12 protein-coding genes are annotated in these 14,712 nt (G+C 65.5%); 7 read left to right on the top strand and 5 right to left on the bottom strand.

Features of this window, described 5'->3' with window-relative positions:
• Nucleotides 1-5: 5 nt before the first annotated feature.
• The 3 genes from LT988_RS06360 to LT988_RS06350 all read right to left on the bottom strand — a co-directional run bounded on the left by LT988_RS06360 (nt 6) and on the right by LT988_RS06350 (nt 3,027).
• Nucleotides 6-254, bottom strand: a complete 249-nt coding sequence (locus LT988_RS06360; protein WP_232409372.1) for a hypothetical protein — start codon at nt 252-254, stop codon at nt 6-8.
• 91 nt (nt 255-345) lie between these two features.
• Nucleotides 346-651 carry a hypothetical protein gene (locus tag LT988_RS06355; protein WP_232409371.1) on the bottom strand — a complete coding sequence of 102 codons (306 nt, stop codon included), beginning with the start codon at nt 649-651 and terminating at the stop codon, nt 346-348.
• A 192-nt stretch (nt 652-843) separates the two neighbouring features.
• Nucleotides 844-3,027, bottom strand: a complete 2,184-nt coding sequence (locus LT988_RS06350) for a malate synthase G (protein ID WP_232409370.1) — start codon at nt 3,025-3,027, stop codon at nt 844-846.
• 532 nt (nt 3,028-3,559) lie between these two features.
• Here LT988_RS06350 and LT988_RS06345 point away from each other — a divergent pair.
• The 4 genes from LT988_RS06345 (at nt 3,560) to LT988_RS06330 (ending at nt 9,345) form a co-directional block, all read left to right on the top strand.
• Entirely contained in the window at nt 3,560-6,703 is a 3,144-nt protein-coding gene (locus LT988_RS06345) for a putative bifunctional diguanylate cyclase/phosphodiesterase (protein WP_232409369.1), read from the top strand.
• Between the two features lie 14 nt (nt 6,704-6,717).
• Entirely contained in the window at nt 6,718-7,266 is a 549-nt protein-coding gene (locus LT988_RS06340; protein ID WP_232409368.1) for a very short patch repair endonuclease, read from the top strand.
• 4 nt (nt 7,267-7,270) lie between these two features.
• A complete protein-coding gene (locus LT988_RS06335; protein ID WP_232409367.1) occupies nt 7,271-8,506 on the top strand; it encodes a DNA cytosine methyltransferase in 1,236 nt (411 codons plus the stop codon).
• A 611-nt stretch (nt 8,507-9,117) separates the two neighbouring features.
• Nucleotides 9,118-9,345 (top strand): EAL domain-containing protein, encoded by a 228-nt coding sequence (locus LT988_RS06330; protein ID WP_232409366.1) that lies wholly within the window; start codon nt 9,118-9,120, stop codon nt 9,343-9,345.
• A gap of 90 nt (nt 9,346-9,435) precedes the next feature.
• Here the strand turns inward: LT988_RS06330 and LT988_RS06325 are convergent, their stop codons facing one another.
• Nucleotides 9,436-10,488 carry a WD40 repeat domain-containing protein gene (locus LT988_RS06325; protein ID WP_232409365.1) on the bottom strand — a complete coding sequence of 351 codons (1,053 nt, stop codon included), beginning with the start codon at nt 10,486-10,488 and terminating at the stop codon, nt 9,436-9,438.
• Between the two features lie 234 nt (nt 10,489-10,722).
• Nucleotides 10,723-12,468, bottom strand: a complete 1,746-nt coding sequence (ilvB, locus tag LT988_RS06320) for a biosynthetic-type acetolactate synthase large subunit (RefSeq protein WP_232409364.1) — start codon at nt 12,466-12,468, stop codon at nt 10,723-10,725.
• A gap of 174 nt (nt 12,469-12,642) precedes the next feature.
• Between ilvB and LT988_RS06315 the strand changes: the two genes are divergently transcribed.
• The 3 genes from LT988_RS06315 to LT988_RS06305 all read left to right on the top strand — a co-directional run bounded on the left by LT988_RS06315 (nt 12,643) and on the right by LT988_RS06305 (nt 14,707).
• Nucleotides 12,643-13,431, top strand: coding sequence for a hypothetical protein (locus LT988_RS06315; RefSeq protein ID WP_232409363.1), 789 nt, complete (start codon nt 12,643-12,645; stop codon nt 13,429-13,431).
• Between the two features lie 108 nt (nt 13,432-13,539).
• Nucleotides 13,540-13,761, top strand: coding sequence for a DUF1656 domain-containing protein (locus LT988_RS06310; protein WP_232409362.1), 222 nt, complete (start codon nt 13,540-13,542; stop codon nt 13,759-13,761).
• A 25-nt stretch (nt 13,762-13,786) separates the two neighbouring features.
• Nucleotides 13,787-14,707, top strand: a complete 921-nt coding sequence (locus tag LT988_RS06305; RefSeq protein ID WP_232409361.1) for an efflux RND transporter periplasmic adaptor subunit — start codon at nt 13,787-13,789, stop codon at nt 14,705-14,707.
• The last annotated feature ends 5 nt before the right edge of the window (nt 14,708-14,712 follow it).

Here is a 14,712-nt window from a genome sequence, read left to right as displayed (position 1 = left end):
CCCCCTCAGCGGCCGGATACGAAGACGTATTTGACCTCCCCGGACGGGGTCAGGACCTTGACCTGATAGCCGCCGTCCGCCGCCTTTACGGAGAGCACGCGCCCACCGCCGGTCTGGCGCCGCGCCGCCTGTTCCGCTTGGGAAGGGGTCATGTGTCCTTGGCTCGACTTATCGCTGCGGCCCCAAGCCGTTCCGGTCGCCGCGACGCTGGCGACGATGAGCACGACGGCGAGGACGAGGCTGGTCTGGCGCATGGTGTTTTCGGTTCGGGGATCCGTTCCAGGTGCGAGCCAATCTAGCACAGACGGCCAGTGGGGCCGAAGGCATCCGCGGCGCCACGGCGCACTATCTGGGGTTTCGGTCGTTCCTGTACCCGCGCTCCGGCGGGTTTAGTATGACAGAGCGAGGAGGAACGTAACCGCGAATGGCATGGCCGCCGTATTCCGGGGCCGTGATGGTCGTGGTGCCGCGTTCGTGGCGATAACGGCGAGAGTAGGGCTGACATGGCCGGCCGCGATCGCAGCGCCATTCCCGACCGTCGCGTCCTCCCCATTCGGAATACTCCCGCGCCTGGGAGGTCGCCGGCGCGAGGGCGAGGATCGCGATACCGACAGCGGAGAGGATCAAGAGCGCCAGGGGTTTGATGTTCATAAAGGATCTCCAGCGAAACGACGGGCAACGAACACCCGTCATGGCCGCAAGAGTAGAGCATCCATGCTGAACCGCACCTGAACCGCAAGGCGGTCGAAATCCCTCGCCACTTGAGCCGCGCGAGCCGAGAAGCCTGCGGCAGCGCGGGACACTGATCCCGGGGAGACAGCGCATGTCGCCCCGAGGCGCGGTTCAATGCCCTTTTAGGCGTCTGCGCATCGCGTGCAGGGTCGGCTCTGTATAGCCGTTCGGCGCCTCGCGGCCTTTGAAGATCAAGTCCGCCGCGGCCTCGAAGGCGATGCCGTCGAACCCGGGGGCCATCGGGCGATAGACAGGATCATCGGCGTTCTGTGCGTCGACCACCGCCGCCATTCGCTTGAGCGTCTCCATCACTTGCTCGCGCGATACGATCCCGTGATGCAGCCAATTGGCGACATGCTGGCTTGAGATCCGCAGTGTCGCGCGGTCCTCCATCAGGCCGATGTTGTTGATGTCCGGTACCTTCGAGCAGCCGACACCCTGATCGACCCAGCGCACCACGTAGCCGAGGATGCCCTGACAGTTGTTGTCGAGCTCTTGCTGGATCTCCTCCGCACTCCAGGCGCACGCCGGGTCGAGCGGGATCTGCAGGATGGTGTCCAGACTGGCCCGTGGTCCACCCGCGGCCAACTCGACTTGGACGGCGGCCACATCGACCTGGTGGTAGTGCATCGAATGCAGGGTCGCGGCGGTCGGGGAGGGTACCCAGGCGCAATTGGCACCTGCCTTGGGATGACCGGACTTGGTCTCGACCATGGCGCGCATCTCGTCGGGCATGGTCCACATGCCCTTGCCGATCTGGGCGTGGCCGCGCAGACCGCAAGCGAGACCGACATCGACGTTCCAGTTTTCGTAGGCGAGCAGCCAAGGCGCGGTTTTCATGTCGCCTTTGCGCAGCACCGCGCCGGCCTCCATGTCGGTGTGGATCTCGTCGCCGGTGCGGTCCAAGAAGCCGGTGTTGATGAAGATGACCCGCTCGGATGCGACCCGAATGCACTCCTTCAGGTTAAGGGTCGTGCGGCGCTCCTCGTCCATGATGCCGATCTTGATCGTATTGCGGGCGAGCCCGAGCGCATCCTCGACCCCCGCAAAGATGTCGACCGCAAGCTGAACCTCCTCGGGTCCGTGCATCTTGGGCTTGACGATGTAGACGCTGCCGGTGCGCGAGTTGCGACGCGCGCCGAAGCTCGGATGGATGTCGTGCAGGGCGCAGGCCACCGTGACCAGGGCGTCGAGCATGCCCTCCGGGGTCTCGTTTCCGTCGGCATCGAGCACGGCATCGGTGGTCATCAGATGGCCGACGTTGCGGACCAGCATGAGCGCACGACCGGGGAGCACGAGGGTGCCGCCGACCGGGTTGCGGTAGACCCGATCTTCGTCCAAGGCGCGATCGACGGGTTTGCCGCCCTTCTGGAAGCGCGCGGTGAGGGTGCCCTTCATCAGCCCGAGCCAGTTGCGGTAGACCTCGACCTTGTCCTCGGTGTCGACCGCGGCGACCGAGTCCTCACAATCCTGGATGCTGGTCATGGCGGACTCCAGCAACAGGTCGGCCACGCCCGCGGGGCTGTCGCGACCGACCTGGTGCTCGCGATCGATCCGGATCTCGACATGTAGGCCATGGTTGACCAGCAGGACGGCATCCGGCTTCTCCGGGGTGCCGCGGTATCCGACGAACTGGCCGGGTTCCGCCAGCATCGTCTGGCTGTTGTCCGGCAGGCAGACGACCAGCTTGCCGTCCTCGATCCGGTAGCCGCAGGACTCCCCGTGTGAGCCGCGGTTCAACGGTGCGGCCTCGTCAAGGAATGCGGCGGCGCGGGCGATGACCTCGGCGCCGCGTTTGGGGTTGTAGCTCGGGCCGCGCTCCAGCCCGTCGGTGTCCGGGATCACATCCGTTCCGTAGAGCGCATCGTAAAGGCTGCCCCAGCGCGCGTTCGCAGCGTTGAGGGCGTAACGTGCGTTGTTCACGGGCACCACGAGCTGAGGACCCGCGATCTCGGCGATCTCCGGATCGACGTTCGCCGTCGTGACGCCGAAGTCCGGGCCTTCCGGGACGAGGTAGCCGATGTCCGACAAGAAGGCGCGATACGCGCCTGGGTCCAACGTCTGGCCACGATGCTCCAGATGCCAGGCATCGATGCGCGCCTGTAAGGCGTCGCGTCGATTCAACAGTTCACGGTGACGCGGTGCAAGCTCACGCACCATCGAGCCGAAGGCGCCCCAGAGGTGATTTGGGTTGATCCCGGTACCCGCGAGCACGTCTCGCTCGACCAGGTCGTAGAGGGCTTGAGCGACCTTCAGGCCGCCCACGTTCACGCGTTCCAGCCTATTCTCATGCATTGTCGGTCTCCATCCCTCGTTTCGAGAGGGCCGTCTCAGTGGTGTTGGGGATTCTGCGAACCTAAGCGGCCATTCTTCCGCGCTCGCCATCGGTACGATTCAAGCGCCGGGCGTCGACCGGGACGCCTCGATCTGAGGGGGTTGGCAGTAGGGTCCCCGGTGTACCCCGCGGACCTCCTGTAGTTACGATAAGATGGTGTTCTTGCTTCAACGCGGCAAGCTTAACCTGATGAATTTTGTCAAGTGACAGCATTCGTCTCTGCAATGCTTGCTTCGGGGCTCTTTGCGCAGAACGCTCGGCCCGTCGGAGCAGGACGCGATGCACACGACGGCCCGCAACAGGGCGGCCGTGAACCGAGGAAACCGATGAAGCACCTTTTTCGAGGGTCGCCCGCCCTTCGCATCACCCTTCTTTATCTCGGCTTTTCACTGGTCTGGATCGCCGTCTCGGATTGGCTGTTGTCGCGGGGTGCGGGCAACTCCGCTGCGCTGCTGTGGCTGAGCATGTTCAAGGGTTGGCTGTTCGTGGCCCGTGACGGCCGGCCTTCTCTACATGCTCCTGCATCGCCTCATCGACCGGTTGCCGGAAGCGGCCGAAGAGCCGGTCAAGCCCGGCCGCCTACTGCTGGTTTTTCTGGGCCTGACCTGCCTCGTCCCCTTGCTCAGCTTCGGCATTGTCCTGATCCACGGTCCGCAACTCGAGCATGATGCTTACGAGAACCTGGCCGCGATCGCCGCGCTCAAGGCCGATCAACTGGAACAATGGACGGCCGTTCGCGAGGCCGACGGGAGACTGCTTGCGGCCGACGCCGCCTTCGTGCGGCGTCTCGACACCCTGCTGCGCGAGCCCGATGCGGATCCGGTACTGGCCCGGGACATCTCGGGCCGACTCGGCGCGCTGGCGGCTGCGCGCGGCTACGAGGGGGTCCTGGTTTTCGATCCGGATTTACGACAAGTTCTGACCGTCGGCGAGAACTATGCCCCTCATGATGCGCTCCCGGCCCTGATCGCTCGTGCCCACGCCGAGGGAAGGACGGTGCACGGCAGTCTCCACCGTGGCGAAGACGGCGCCTACCACCTGGATTGGGCAGTGCCGCTCTCCGTCACCGAGGGCGGAATACGACGAACGGTCGCGACCGTCGTGATGCATACGGATCCCGCCGGCTTTTTCTTCCCGCTCTTCCGACTCTGGCCGACGTCCAGTCCGAGCGGCGAGACCCTATTGGTCGAGCGCGTCGGCGATTCGGCCGTGTTTCTGACCACCGCCAGACATGCGGACTGGATGCCGCTGAGTCATCGGGAATCGCTCTCGACGCTGCTTCCGGCGACCGACGCACTTGCCCGGACTGCAATCTCCGGACGGGTCCCGGGCGTCGATTATCGAGGTGTACCCGTGCTGGCCGTGTACCGTCAGATCGTCGGGACCGATTGGCGTCTGATCGCCAAGGTCGACCGTGCGGAGGTGATGGCGCCTCTGAAGGTCTTGGTCTTTTGGGTCAGCCTGATTGCCTTCTTCGCGCTTGTGGTCGTCGGTATCGTCGGGGGGCTATCCAGGCGTCTGCAGCAGCGCGCCCATCTCCTTGAGATGGCGGCTCAGGCCGCCGAGAAGGACCGGCTGTTGATGAAGTTCTACGAGCTCCCCTTTGTGGGCATGGCGATTACTTCCCCGAAGACCAAGCAATGGACTCGCTTCAATGACCGGCTGTGCGAGATCCTCGGTTACTCGCGCGAGGAGTTGGCCGAGATGACATGGGTCGCGTTGACCTATCCGCCGGATCTGGAGAAAGATCTGGCGGCGTTCGAGCGGGTGGTGGCCGGGCAGTCGGACGGTTACGCAATGGAAAAGCGCTTCGTGCGCAAAGACGGGCGGATGGTCCAGGCCGAGATCGATGTCCGCGCCGTGCGGCACGAGGACGGGGCCATCGACTATTTCGTCGCGACCGTCGACGACATCAGCGAGCGCAAGCGCCAGGAAGAGCGACTCCGGCTCGCCGCGGCGCTGTTCGAGAACACGCGCGAGGGTGTCGTAGTGACGGATCGCGAAAGGCGCATCCTTCAGGTCAACCAGGCGTTCGTCGAGCTGACCGGCTATCGCGAAGACGAGGCGGTCGGACAGACACCGGGTTTCCTTCGATCGGACCGCCACGACGCCGCCTTCTTCGACGCCCTGTGGCGACAGATCGATACAACCGGCCACTGGCAGGGCGAGCTGTGGAATCGGCGCAAGAGCGGCGAGTTCTACCCGGTGTTGCTCAACATCAGCGCGGTCCGGGACGACGCGGGGCAGGTCGTCCACTATGTCGGCGCCTTCTCGGACCTGTCGCGGATCAAGGAGTCGGAGTCGCGGTTGGAGTTTCTGGTCCATCACGATCCTCTGACCGAGCTGCCCAATCGTCTCCTGCTCGTCTCACGCCTCGGCCACGCAATCGAGGTCGCGGCCCGGGAAGGCCAGCTCCTGGCGTTGTTGCTGCTGGATCTCGATCGCTTCAAGGACATCAACGACAGCTTCGGTCATCCTGCCGGGGATGACCTGCTCCGACAGACGGCGCGGCGCCTCGGCGGGTGTCTGGTTTCCGCCGACACCTTGGCCCGCCTCGGCGGGGACGAGTTTGCGGTCCTCCTCGAAGATATCGTCGATCCGCAGGATGCCGCCCGTGTCGCCGAACGCCTGATCGCGGCGTTGAACGAGACCGCCAGTCTGTCCGTAGGCAGCGAGGTGCGTATCGGCGCCAGCATCGGGATCAGCGTCTTCGACGGACAAACTGAGGATGCCGGGGAGATGCTGCGCCAAGCCGATGCCGCCCTCTATCGGGCGAAGGCGGGCGGTCGCAATCGTTTCGATTTCTACACCGAGGATCTGACGCGCAGCGCGCGGCTGCGCGTGGAGACCGAACGGCGACTGCGCGGCGCATTGGCCGAGGGCCAACTGGTCGCGCATTATCAACCGCAGGTCGAGATCGCCACGGGACGCATCGTCGGTGTCGAGGCCCTGGTGCGCTGGCGCGATCCCGAGCGCGGTTTGATCCCGCCGGGCGAGTTCATCCCGCTCGCCGAAGAGACGGGCCTGATCGGAGCGCTCGGCGAGTGGGTGTTGCACGAGGCTTGTCGTCAAGGCGTCAGGTGGATGCGGGCCGGCATCGACCCCTTGGTCGTCGCGGTCAACCTCTCCGCACATCAATTGCGCCAAGGCGACATCGCCGAGGCCGTTGCTCGCGTATTGACGCAGACAGGTTTCCCGGCCGAGCAGCTCGAGCTGGAGCTCACGGAAAGCGCGCTGATGGAACGCGAGAACGACACCGCAGGTGTCCTCGACCGGCTGCGCGAGCAGGGCATCCGCATGGCGGTCGACGACTTCGGAACCGGCTATTCATCTTTTGCGTATCTGCGTCGGTTCCATCTGGACCTGCTCAAGATCGACAAGCGTTTCATCGACGAGATCGACCAACAGCCGGACGCCCGCACCATTGTCGATGCCATCATCGCTATGGGGCACGCACTCGGATTGAAGGTCCTGGCCGAGGGGGTCGAAACCCAAGCCCAGCTCGACATCTTGCGCACCCAAGGGTGCGATCTCTTCCAAGGCTATCTGAAGAGTCGCCCCTTGGAGCCGGATGCCATCACCGCGTTGCTGCACGGCGACGAGGGGCGATCGTTGGTCCTTCGGGTTGCAACCTAAGACCGGCGCGTCCAATGACGGATCAGCTCACCCCTGACCAGCGTTCGCGGCTGATGGCCAGGGTCGTCGGCAAGGACACCAAGCCCGAATGGATCCTGCGCTCCGCACTGCACCGGCTCGGATTTCGGTATCGCCTCGGCGGGGGCGGACTTCCGGGTCGTCCGGACCTGATCCTGCCCAAGTATCGCGCCGTCGTCTTCGTTCACGGCTGCTTCTGGCACCACCATGCCGACTGCAAGCGCGCGACCTTGCCGCGCACCAACGCGGCCTTCTGGAAAGAGAAGCTCGAGCGCAACGTCGCGCGCGACGCCGAGGCCGTCGCCGTGCTCGAGGCCTCGGGTTGGAAGGTCATCGTGGTCTGGGAGTGCGAGCTGTACCGCGATCCTGTTGCGGTCGCCTTTCGCGTGGTTTCGGCATTGACCGACGGAGCCGCCGTGCCGGAGGATGGCGGATGCGATATCGGGACACTCGATCCTCGGCGGTTACTGCAAGTCGCCGAAGAGAAGCGACGCTACCGGATCGGCCCAAAAACACTTAAAGGCGATGTGGATCAAGACGGGTGACTGCATGAGTCAAGCGACGACCTGCTTTACCCTGGTCGATCTCTTTTCCGGAGCCGGCGGAATGAGCTTCGGCTTCCACCGCCACCCGGTCTTTCAGGTCATCGCGGCGGCAGACGCCGAGGTGGGGAAACCCAGCAGTGGGGGAGGAGCACTTCAGTGCAACGCCACCTACGCGCGGAACATCGGCGTTACGCCTGTCGCCATCGACCTCTCGAGCGTCACCGCGGACGAGCTTCCCGAGCGCCTGGGGCTGAATGCATCGACCCGCGTCAATGTCCTGTCGGCCTGTCCGCCCTGCACCGGCTTCAGCCGCGCCAATCCCAGCAACCATCTGAGCGACGACCTGCGCAATAGCCTGGTCCGCCGCTGTGCACAGTTCGCCGCCGTCCTCGACGTGGACATCCTGGTGATGGAGAACGCCCGCGAGCTGATTCGGGGCAACTTCTCGCACCACTATCAGGGTCTTTGCCGGGATCTGACCGAGCTTGGCTACGCGGTGTCCGGTGCAACCCATCTGCTCAGCCGTTTTGGTCTGCCGCAGATCAGAGAGCGCGCCATCGTCATCGCGGTCAAGCGCCCGCTCGCCATGCGGACGCTCGATGATCTCTGGGAAGGCTGGCGCGTGCGCGCCGACGCGTTGACGGTCCGGCGGGCCTTCGCGGCGATCGATCCCCGGTCGAGCGGGGTCGAGACCTATCCCGGCTTCGCCTCCCCGGAGGTGATCCGCCGTCTAAGGGCGACGCCACGCGACGGCGGCTCATGGATGGACCTGCTGTCGCGACCGGACCGCGAGCAGCTTCTGACACCCGCCATGCAGCGGATCGCGCGGGAGCGTCGGTTCGGCTCCTATCCCGACGTCTACGGCAGGATGGCCTGGGGTAAGCCCGCGCAGACCATCAAACGGGAATGCGCACACGTCGGCAACGGTCGCTATGCCCATCCGGAGGCAGACCGCCTGTGCTCCGTTCGAGAGATGGCCATGCTGCAAGGCTTCCCGAACGATTTCGTCTTCGCCGACGCGGCCCTCTCGAACCTCTATCGGCATATCGGCGACGCCGTACCGCCGCTGATCTCCCATCAGATCGCGCATCTCTGTGAATGGATCTTAACAGGCCGGCGGCCGACGCTTGTGGAGACGCTTTTGCCGGGTGCGCACTTGACCCGCGAGGATGTGACCCGAGAGGGTCCGTCGATTCAAGTGGATCCTACGTACGGCATCGCTTCCGCGAGCGGCTTCTGAAGGCTGTATCCTCATCAAGGAGTTGATCGATGGGCCAGGTTAATTCGACCTCGCCGGGATCTCACTGACGCGACTCGACGCGGGCGCGTTTTTCACATTGCGGCCCCGGAGGGTGGACGAGCGAGAGCGAAGTCCACCCAGTCCCACGCCGGCGCCGGTGGACTGCGCTGGGCTTGTCAACCAAGCGGTAGCGGTTCGGCCGCTTCATGCCAGCCATGGCGTCGGCCGACTATTCCTTGCACACTCGACGGTGGCGTTTGCAGTTGGTTGGGGCGAACGTTGCGGAGCACCTGATCGGGCATCCGGCGTCCGTGATGAGTCCAGCGACGGGCGTTCCGGATGACCGCTGCTTCCGGGTTGCCGGCGATACGGGCTTCCTGATCATCGGTCCCCCGGAGCGGCGCTCGGACATCGCGATCCGGCAAATTGACGCGCGGCGGACGCGGTCGCTAGTCACGAACCAGCCGTTCCAACATCAGCGAGACCAGGTCGCGTCTGCCGTCGAGTGGGGGCCTGGGGACAGACCACGGTTTTCTGCTTTCATGCCAACTCGGATGACCGATATAGGCCCGAAACCGTGGTCTGTTCCTGGTTTTCGGAGTTTGCCGCGCGTGCTTCGGGAGAACGGTCTCCCGGCCGATCAGCTCGCGCTCAAGATCGAGGTCATCGAGAGCGCTCCGATAGAGCGCGAGGGCGATGCGGCAGGCGTCTTCGAGCGTCTGCGCGAGCATGGCATTCTCCTGGCGGTCGACGATTTCGGAACCGGCTATTTTTTTGCCTATCTGCGTCGGTCCCGCCTGAACCTGCACGACCGCTTTCCATCGCTAAACCGCGGCTGAGCGAAAGGGCAATGATGCCTTGGAACGGCCCGCTCGCCCAACGCCGCCGAAGGGATCATCTGCACGGCATCGCACAGGCGGCACTCATCGTCAGCGCTTGCCGCCGAACAGTCGTCCGAAGAGACCCGTTGCGGGTGCCTTCGCGGGTGTTTGGTCGGCCAGCGCTTGCGCTGCCTCGGCGGCGGCTTTCGCATCCTCAGCCTCCGCGGTCTGCCAGGCGGTGCTGAGCTTTTCCCACCGCGGGTCGGCGCTGTCCAGGCTCCAAGCCCGGATGTGCTTGTCGACGCTGCCGGAGTAGAGCCACTTGCCGTCGGGGCTGAAGGCGACGCAGTAGACGTCCTTCTCGTGTCCGGTCAGGCGCGTCATCTCCGCGCCGGTGGCGGCGTCCCAGAGAACGATCGTCTTGTCCGCGCTGCCCGAGGCGATCATCTTGCCGTCCGGGCTGAAGACCGCGCTCCAGACCGGATAGGTGTGCTCTTCCATCTCCATGATGAGCCCGCCCTTCTCGAGGTCCCACAGACCGATCGAGCCGTCGACGTTGCTCAGCAGGAGCCGGGTGCCGTCGGGGCTGAACTGCGTGCTGTTGATACCGTTGTTGACGACGTCCAGGCGCAGCAGCTCCTCGCCCGAGTCGACGTCCCAGACCGCCATGGTGCAGTCGCGGCTGCCCGAAACCAGGCGCGTGCCGTCGATCGAGAAGACCACGCCCTGCACGTATTGGGGATGTCCCTCGATGGTGCGCACCAGGGTACCGTCGGCGCATTTCCAGATGCAGATGGTGCCGTCTTCGCTCCCGGAGGCCAGCAGCGCGCCGCCGGGCTGGAAGTCGACGCTGTAGACCAGACTGCTGTGGCCGCTTTGGTTCCAGAGCTCGGCACCGCTGGCGGCGTCCCAGAGACGCACCGTCGTGTCCGTCCCGCCCGAGGCGACCCGGCGGCCGTCCGGGTGGAAGCGCACGGTGTAGACCCGCCCGTCGTGACCCTGCAGCACGTGCTCGACGCGTCCCGCGGCGACGTCCCAGATCTTGACCAGGCTGTCCCAGCTTGCGGTGGCCAGGCGCTGGCCGTCGGGGCTGAGGGCGAGTCCGTAGATGGTGTCCGTTGCGGCCGTGCGCGGCACGGAGCGCCAGTGTGGGGTAGGCATCGGGTTCTCCTTAATTGACTGATGCGAATGGATTCTAAACCGCGCCCGATGCGGTATGGGTTGTTGCTTGCACGGGCTTGGCCGCGCCGGCTCCGACGGTTGTTGGAGACGGCACGGTTTAAAATATTCAAAAGAATTAAATTCTAAACCGCGTCTCCGAAAAGGTCGGAAAAATCCTTGATCTCGACACAACGTGAACGATGCTGCATTTCACTCTAGACGCGGTTTACGGGCTCAGGACTCGATCATCTGGTCGAGGCGATGACCCGGGCGTACCATGGGGATGACGTTCTCGGCCTTGTCGACCCAGACATCGACCAGGACCGGGCCGGGCTCGGCCAGCGCTTGGGCGACGCCCTCGCGCAGATCCTTCGGATGCTTGATGCGCTGGGTCTTAAGGCGCGGATAGACGTATTTGAGGCCGGTCAGGTTCGGGATCTGACGCCGACAGGTCTGATCCAGGTCCATGCAGTCCGGATCACAGCTCGCGTCGCGGGCGAGACAGGTCTCGTAGTGATGACCCTCGTCCATCATGTCCTCCCACTGGCGGACCATCCCGAGAAAGCTGTTGTTCAGGACGAAGATCTTCAGCGGGATCCGGTTGGCGACCAGGGTGCCGAGCTCCTGGATGTTCATCTGAAAACTGCCGTCGCCGTCGATCAGGACGAGCGGGTGGGCTGGGTCGGCGAACCAGGCGCCGATCGCTGCCGGCAGGCCGAAGCCCATGGTCCCGAGCCCGCCCGAGCTGACCCACTGGCGCGGCCGGCGGAAGCGATAATACTGCGCCGACCACATCTGATGCTGGCCGACACCCGTGACCAGGGTCGCGTCGCCCGCCGTCAGCTCGGAGATGATCTCGACGACGGCCTGCGGCTTGATGTAGTCGGACCGGCCATAGGGTTTGGGCATCTGCTCGCGCCACTGCGCGATTCGGGCGAGCCAGTCGGCATGGTCGGCGGCCTGTCCGGTGCTCAAGGCGTGCTCGAGGAAGTCACCGAGCTCCGCGACCAGGTGCAGATCGGTCGCGATGGTCTTGTCGATCTCGGAGGGGTCGATGTCGACATGCGCAATGCGCTTGCCGGTGGCGAAACCCTTCACCGCGACCCGGTCGTCGAACCGTCCGCCGAGCGAGAGGATCAGGTCGGCATCGCGCAGGGCATAGTTGGCCGGGATGGTCCCGTGCATGCCCGGCATGCCGAGGTTGTGCGGCAGCTCGAAGGGGAGGGCACCGAGGGCGTTGAAGGTGGTTGTGACCGGGACGGCGAAACGCTCGGCGAACGAGCGCAGCGCCGCTGCCGCGTTGGCATGGATGACCCCCCCGCCGGCCTTCACGACCGGGCGTTCGGCGGCGGCGAGTGCGGCTAGGATGGCGTCGGCCTTCACCGGGTCGAATGCGATCGGCTCGCGATGACGGATCCGGGGCGCATTCTGTCCGCTCGGATCTCGGCTCGTTTCGGCCAGCTGCACGTCCTTGCAGATGTCGACCACGACCGGTCCGGGTCGGCCACGGGTTGCCAGCGCATAGGCCTCGCGCAGCACCCACTCCAGGTCGCGGACATCCTTGACCAGATAGTTGTGCTTGGAGATCGGCCGCGTGAAGCCGACGGTATCGACCTCCTGGAAGGCATCGGTGCCGATCGCCGCACTCGGCACCTGGCCGGTGATGAAGAGCGTCGGGATCGAGTCCTTGTGCGCATCCGCGATGGGCGTGGCCAGGTTGGTCGCGCCCGGTCCCGAGGTGGCGATCGCCACGCCGACCCGTCCGCTCGTCCGCGCATAGCCCTCCGCGGCATGTCCGGCGCCGCCTTCCTGACGGCAGAGGATGAACTTGGGTGCCGGGTCGCGGCGGCGCATCCGTCGATTCAACTCGACGTGCAGGGGGATGACCGCGCCGCCCGTGTGGCCGAACAGATACTCGACCCCGAGGTCGGTCAGAACATCGAAGAAGATGGCGGCTCCGGTTCGGGCGGCATGGCTCATAGGGCGAATGACCAGGGCTCAGGGTCTAAGAAGCCGGTAATCATACCCTCACATGGCGTAAAGGGCAGGATGGATCGCCAACCGGGCGGGGCTTTCGGTTATCCTCCGGGCCTGGCCGGTCACCCTGTGGGTCAGGGTATCGGGACATGAAGAATCGCGATGAGGATGCCGTACATGCAAGCGATCGTTGAATGGCTCAAAGGGCTGCTCGAAACACTGAAGTCTCTGAACTACGAGCGGCTTTTCGTCGTCTCGGTTGTGGTGGCGACACTGGCGGGATCACTCTATGTCTACCTCGTGGACATTTACTTCGCGCCTGCGCCGGACCAGGCGCAGGCCGTCGATCCGCTGGTGGCGGACCGGCTCGCGCCGATCGGGCGTTTGACCCTCGCCGAGCCCGTCGTTGCAGCTCCGGCTGTCGAGCCCGACGAAGCCGCGGCCAATGCAGCAGGGGGCCCGCCAGCGAGCGCACCGACCGAGTCGCCTGCCGAGGATGTCGTCACCGACGTGTCCGCAACCGATGCGGGATCGACCGAAGCCGTGGCGACCTCGGAGTCGCCGACGGAGCCGACGTTGGATCCGATCGCCGCAGGGGTTGCCGTCTCGGCGAACCCGCTCGAGGCAGAAGATGCATCGACCGAGGCGGACGGCGCGGCCCCGGCTGCGCCCGAGCCGTCGGTCCCGTCCGCGGATGAGCCGATGACCGACGCCGCAGCAGTCGCGGAGCTGCCGGGTCCGGCGCAGGGCTATCCGCCGGTTCCGCCCGGCTACATGCCCATGCCGGCTCCCGGATATGCGCCGGGCTATCCGCCATACCAGGCGCCTCCCGCGGCGGGTCGGCAGGCTCCCGGCGTGCCTTCAGGCTACGGTCCCGGTCCCTACAGGGCCTATCCGCCGACCCTCTACGAACGCTCCGTGGCGCCGGCGACCGGTTATCCGCCGCCGCAGGGCTGGGCGCGCTAAGGTGTCGCGTGCCGGGTTCGGGATCGTCACGGGGTGCGGATCCGTCGCCCCTGATGGTTTCCCCGAGACCGGCCGTCGAGCACCGCAGGTTGACCGCTCGAGGGTCTCGTGAGCGCCGCTCCCGTCGAGCTGAGTCTGAATGGCGTCTATTATCCGCCTTGGCTGCTGGCGGCGCTGCTCGGTCTGGTTCTGGCGATCGCCCTGGCCGAGCTCGCCAACCGCACCGGGCTGAGTCGCTTCGTGTGGCATCCGCCGCTGTTTTTCGCCGCCCTGGTCGTCGCCTGCACCGTTCTGGTCGGCACGATCGTGGTGCCGTCGTTTTTCGGCTGACTGACATCCATCCGGGCAGAGGCAGATGAGCAACGCGAACGCCAAGCAATGGCTCCTGGACAGCGTGCGCGTGCTGGTGACCCTATCGATGGTCGGCATCGCCGGAGGTGCGGCCTTCTGGGCCTGGCAGCAGGGCAAGGCGCATCCCTGGACCCGCGACGGGCAGGTTTTGGCGGACGTGGTGCATGTGGCGCCCTGGGTGGGCGGTCAGGTGACCGTCCTTCATGTCGTCGATAATCAGCGGGTTGCAACGGGTGAGCTACTATTCGAGCTTGATCCGCTGCCCTATCGACAGGCGTTGGCGCAGGCCGAGGCCGACCTCGCCTTGCGCCGCGCCGAGGCGGCGGAGACCGGGCAAGGTGCGGAGTCGCTGTCGGGCGGCGCTCCCTCCGCACAGGACGAGGGTACCGGGCAGGCACATGCGGCGGCAAAGGACGCCGCGGTCCTGGCGGCCGAGATCGCCTTGACGACTGCGCGGATGCACCTCGACGACACGCGCGTGACGACGCCTGTCGACGGCTATGTCACGAATCTGCAACTCGGGGAAGGCACCTACGCGGACGCCGGTGTGCCCCAAGTGGCGCTCGTCGTCGCGGACTCCTTCCGCGTCGAAGCCTATTTCAAGGAGACGGATCTGCCCAACATCCACATCGGTGACCCGGCCGCGGTAACGCTGATGGGCTATCCGGACCGACCGCTGGACGGTCGTGTCGAGGGCATCGCGTTCGGGATCGAGCGCCGTTACTCGGCGCCCGGTCCGGGCGATCTGGCACAGGTCGAGCCCATGTTCGAATGGATCCGTCTTGCTCAGCGGATTCCGGTTCGGATTCGTCTCGACGCGCCTCCGGACGGCATCGTGCTGCGCGCGGGTTTGACCGCGAGCGTCGCCGTCAATCCGAGCGACGCGATCGGGGACGCGCCCGGCGCCGTCCTCGACGCCGACTGACGGGG

It is taken from the genome of Thiocapsa bogorovii, from assembly GCF_021228795.1.
Lineage (GTDB): Bacteria > Pseudomonadota > Gammaproteobacteria > Chromatiales > Chromatiaceae > Thiocapsa > Thiocapsa bogorovii.
The sequence above is the reverse complement of the archived record's forward strand: the minus strand, read 5'-3'. Positions and strand labels throughout refer to the sequence as shown.

Bases quoted from the DNA above. Each gene is read 5' to 3' on its own strand.
- LT988_RS06335 (WP_232409367.1), top strand. From the start codon at position 7,271: ATGAGTCAAGCGACGACCTGCTTTACCCTGGTCGATCTCTTTTCCGGA.
- LT988_RS06340 (WP_232409368.1), top strand. From the start codon at position 6,718: ATGACGGATCAGCTCACCCCTGACCAGCGTTCGCGGCTGATGGCCAGG.
- LT988_RS06305 (WP_232409361.1), top strand. From the start codon at position 13,787: ATGAGCAACGCGAACGCCAAGCAATGGCTCCTGGACAGCGTGCGCGTG.
- LT988_RS06315 (WP_232409363.1), top strand. From the start codon at position 12,643: ATGCAAGCGATCGTTGAATGGCTCAAAGGGCTGCTCGAAACACTGAAG.
- LT988_RS06360 (WP_232409372.1), bottom strand. From the start codon at position 254: ATGCGCCAGACCAGCCTCGTCCTCGCCGTCGTGCTCATCGTCGCCAGC.
- LT988_RS06325 (WP_232409365.1), bottom strand. From the start codon at position 10,488: ATGCCTACCCCACACTGGCGCTCCGTGCCGCGCACGGCCGCAACGGAC.
- ilvB (WP_232409364.1), bottom strand. From the start codon at position 12,468: ATGAGCCATGCCGCCCGAACCGGAGCCGCCATCTTCTTCGATGTTCTG.
- LT988_RS06355 (WP_232409371.1), bottom strand. From the start codon at position 651: ATGAACATCAAACCCCTGGCGCTCTTGATCCTCTCCGCTGTCGGTATC.
- LT988_RS06350 (WP_232409370.1), bottom strand. From the start codon at position 3,027: ATGCATGAGAATAGGCTGGAACGCGTGAACGTGGGCGGCCTGAAGGTC.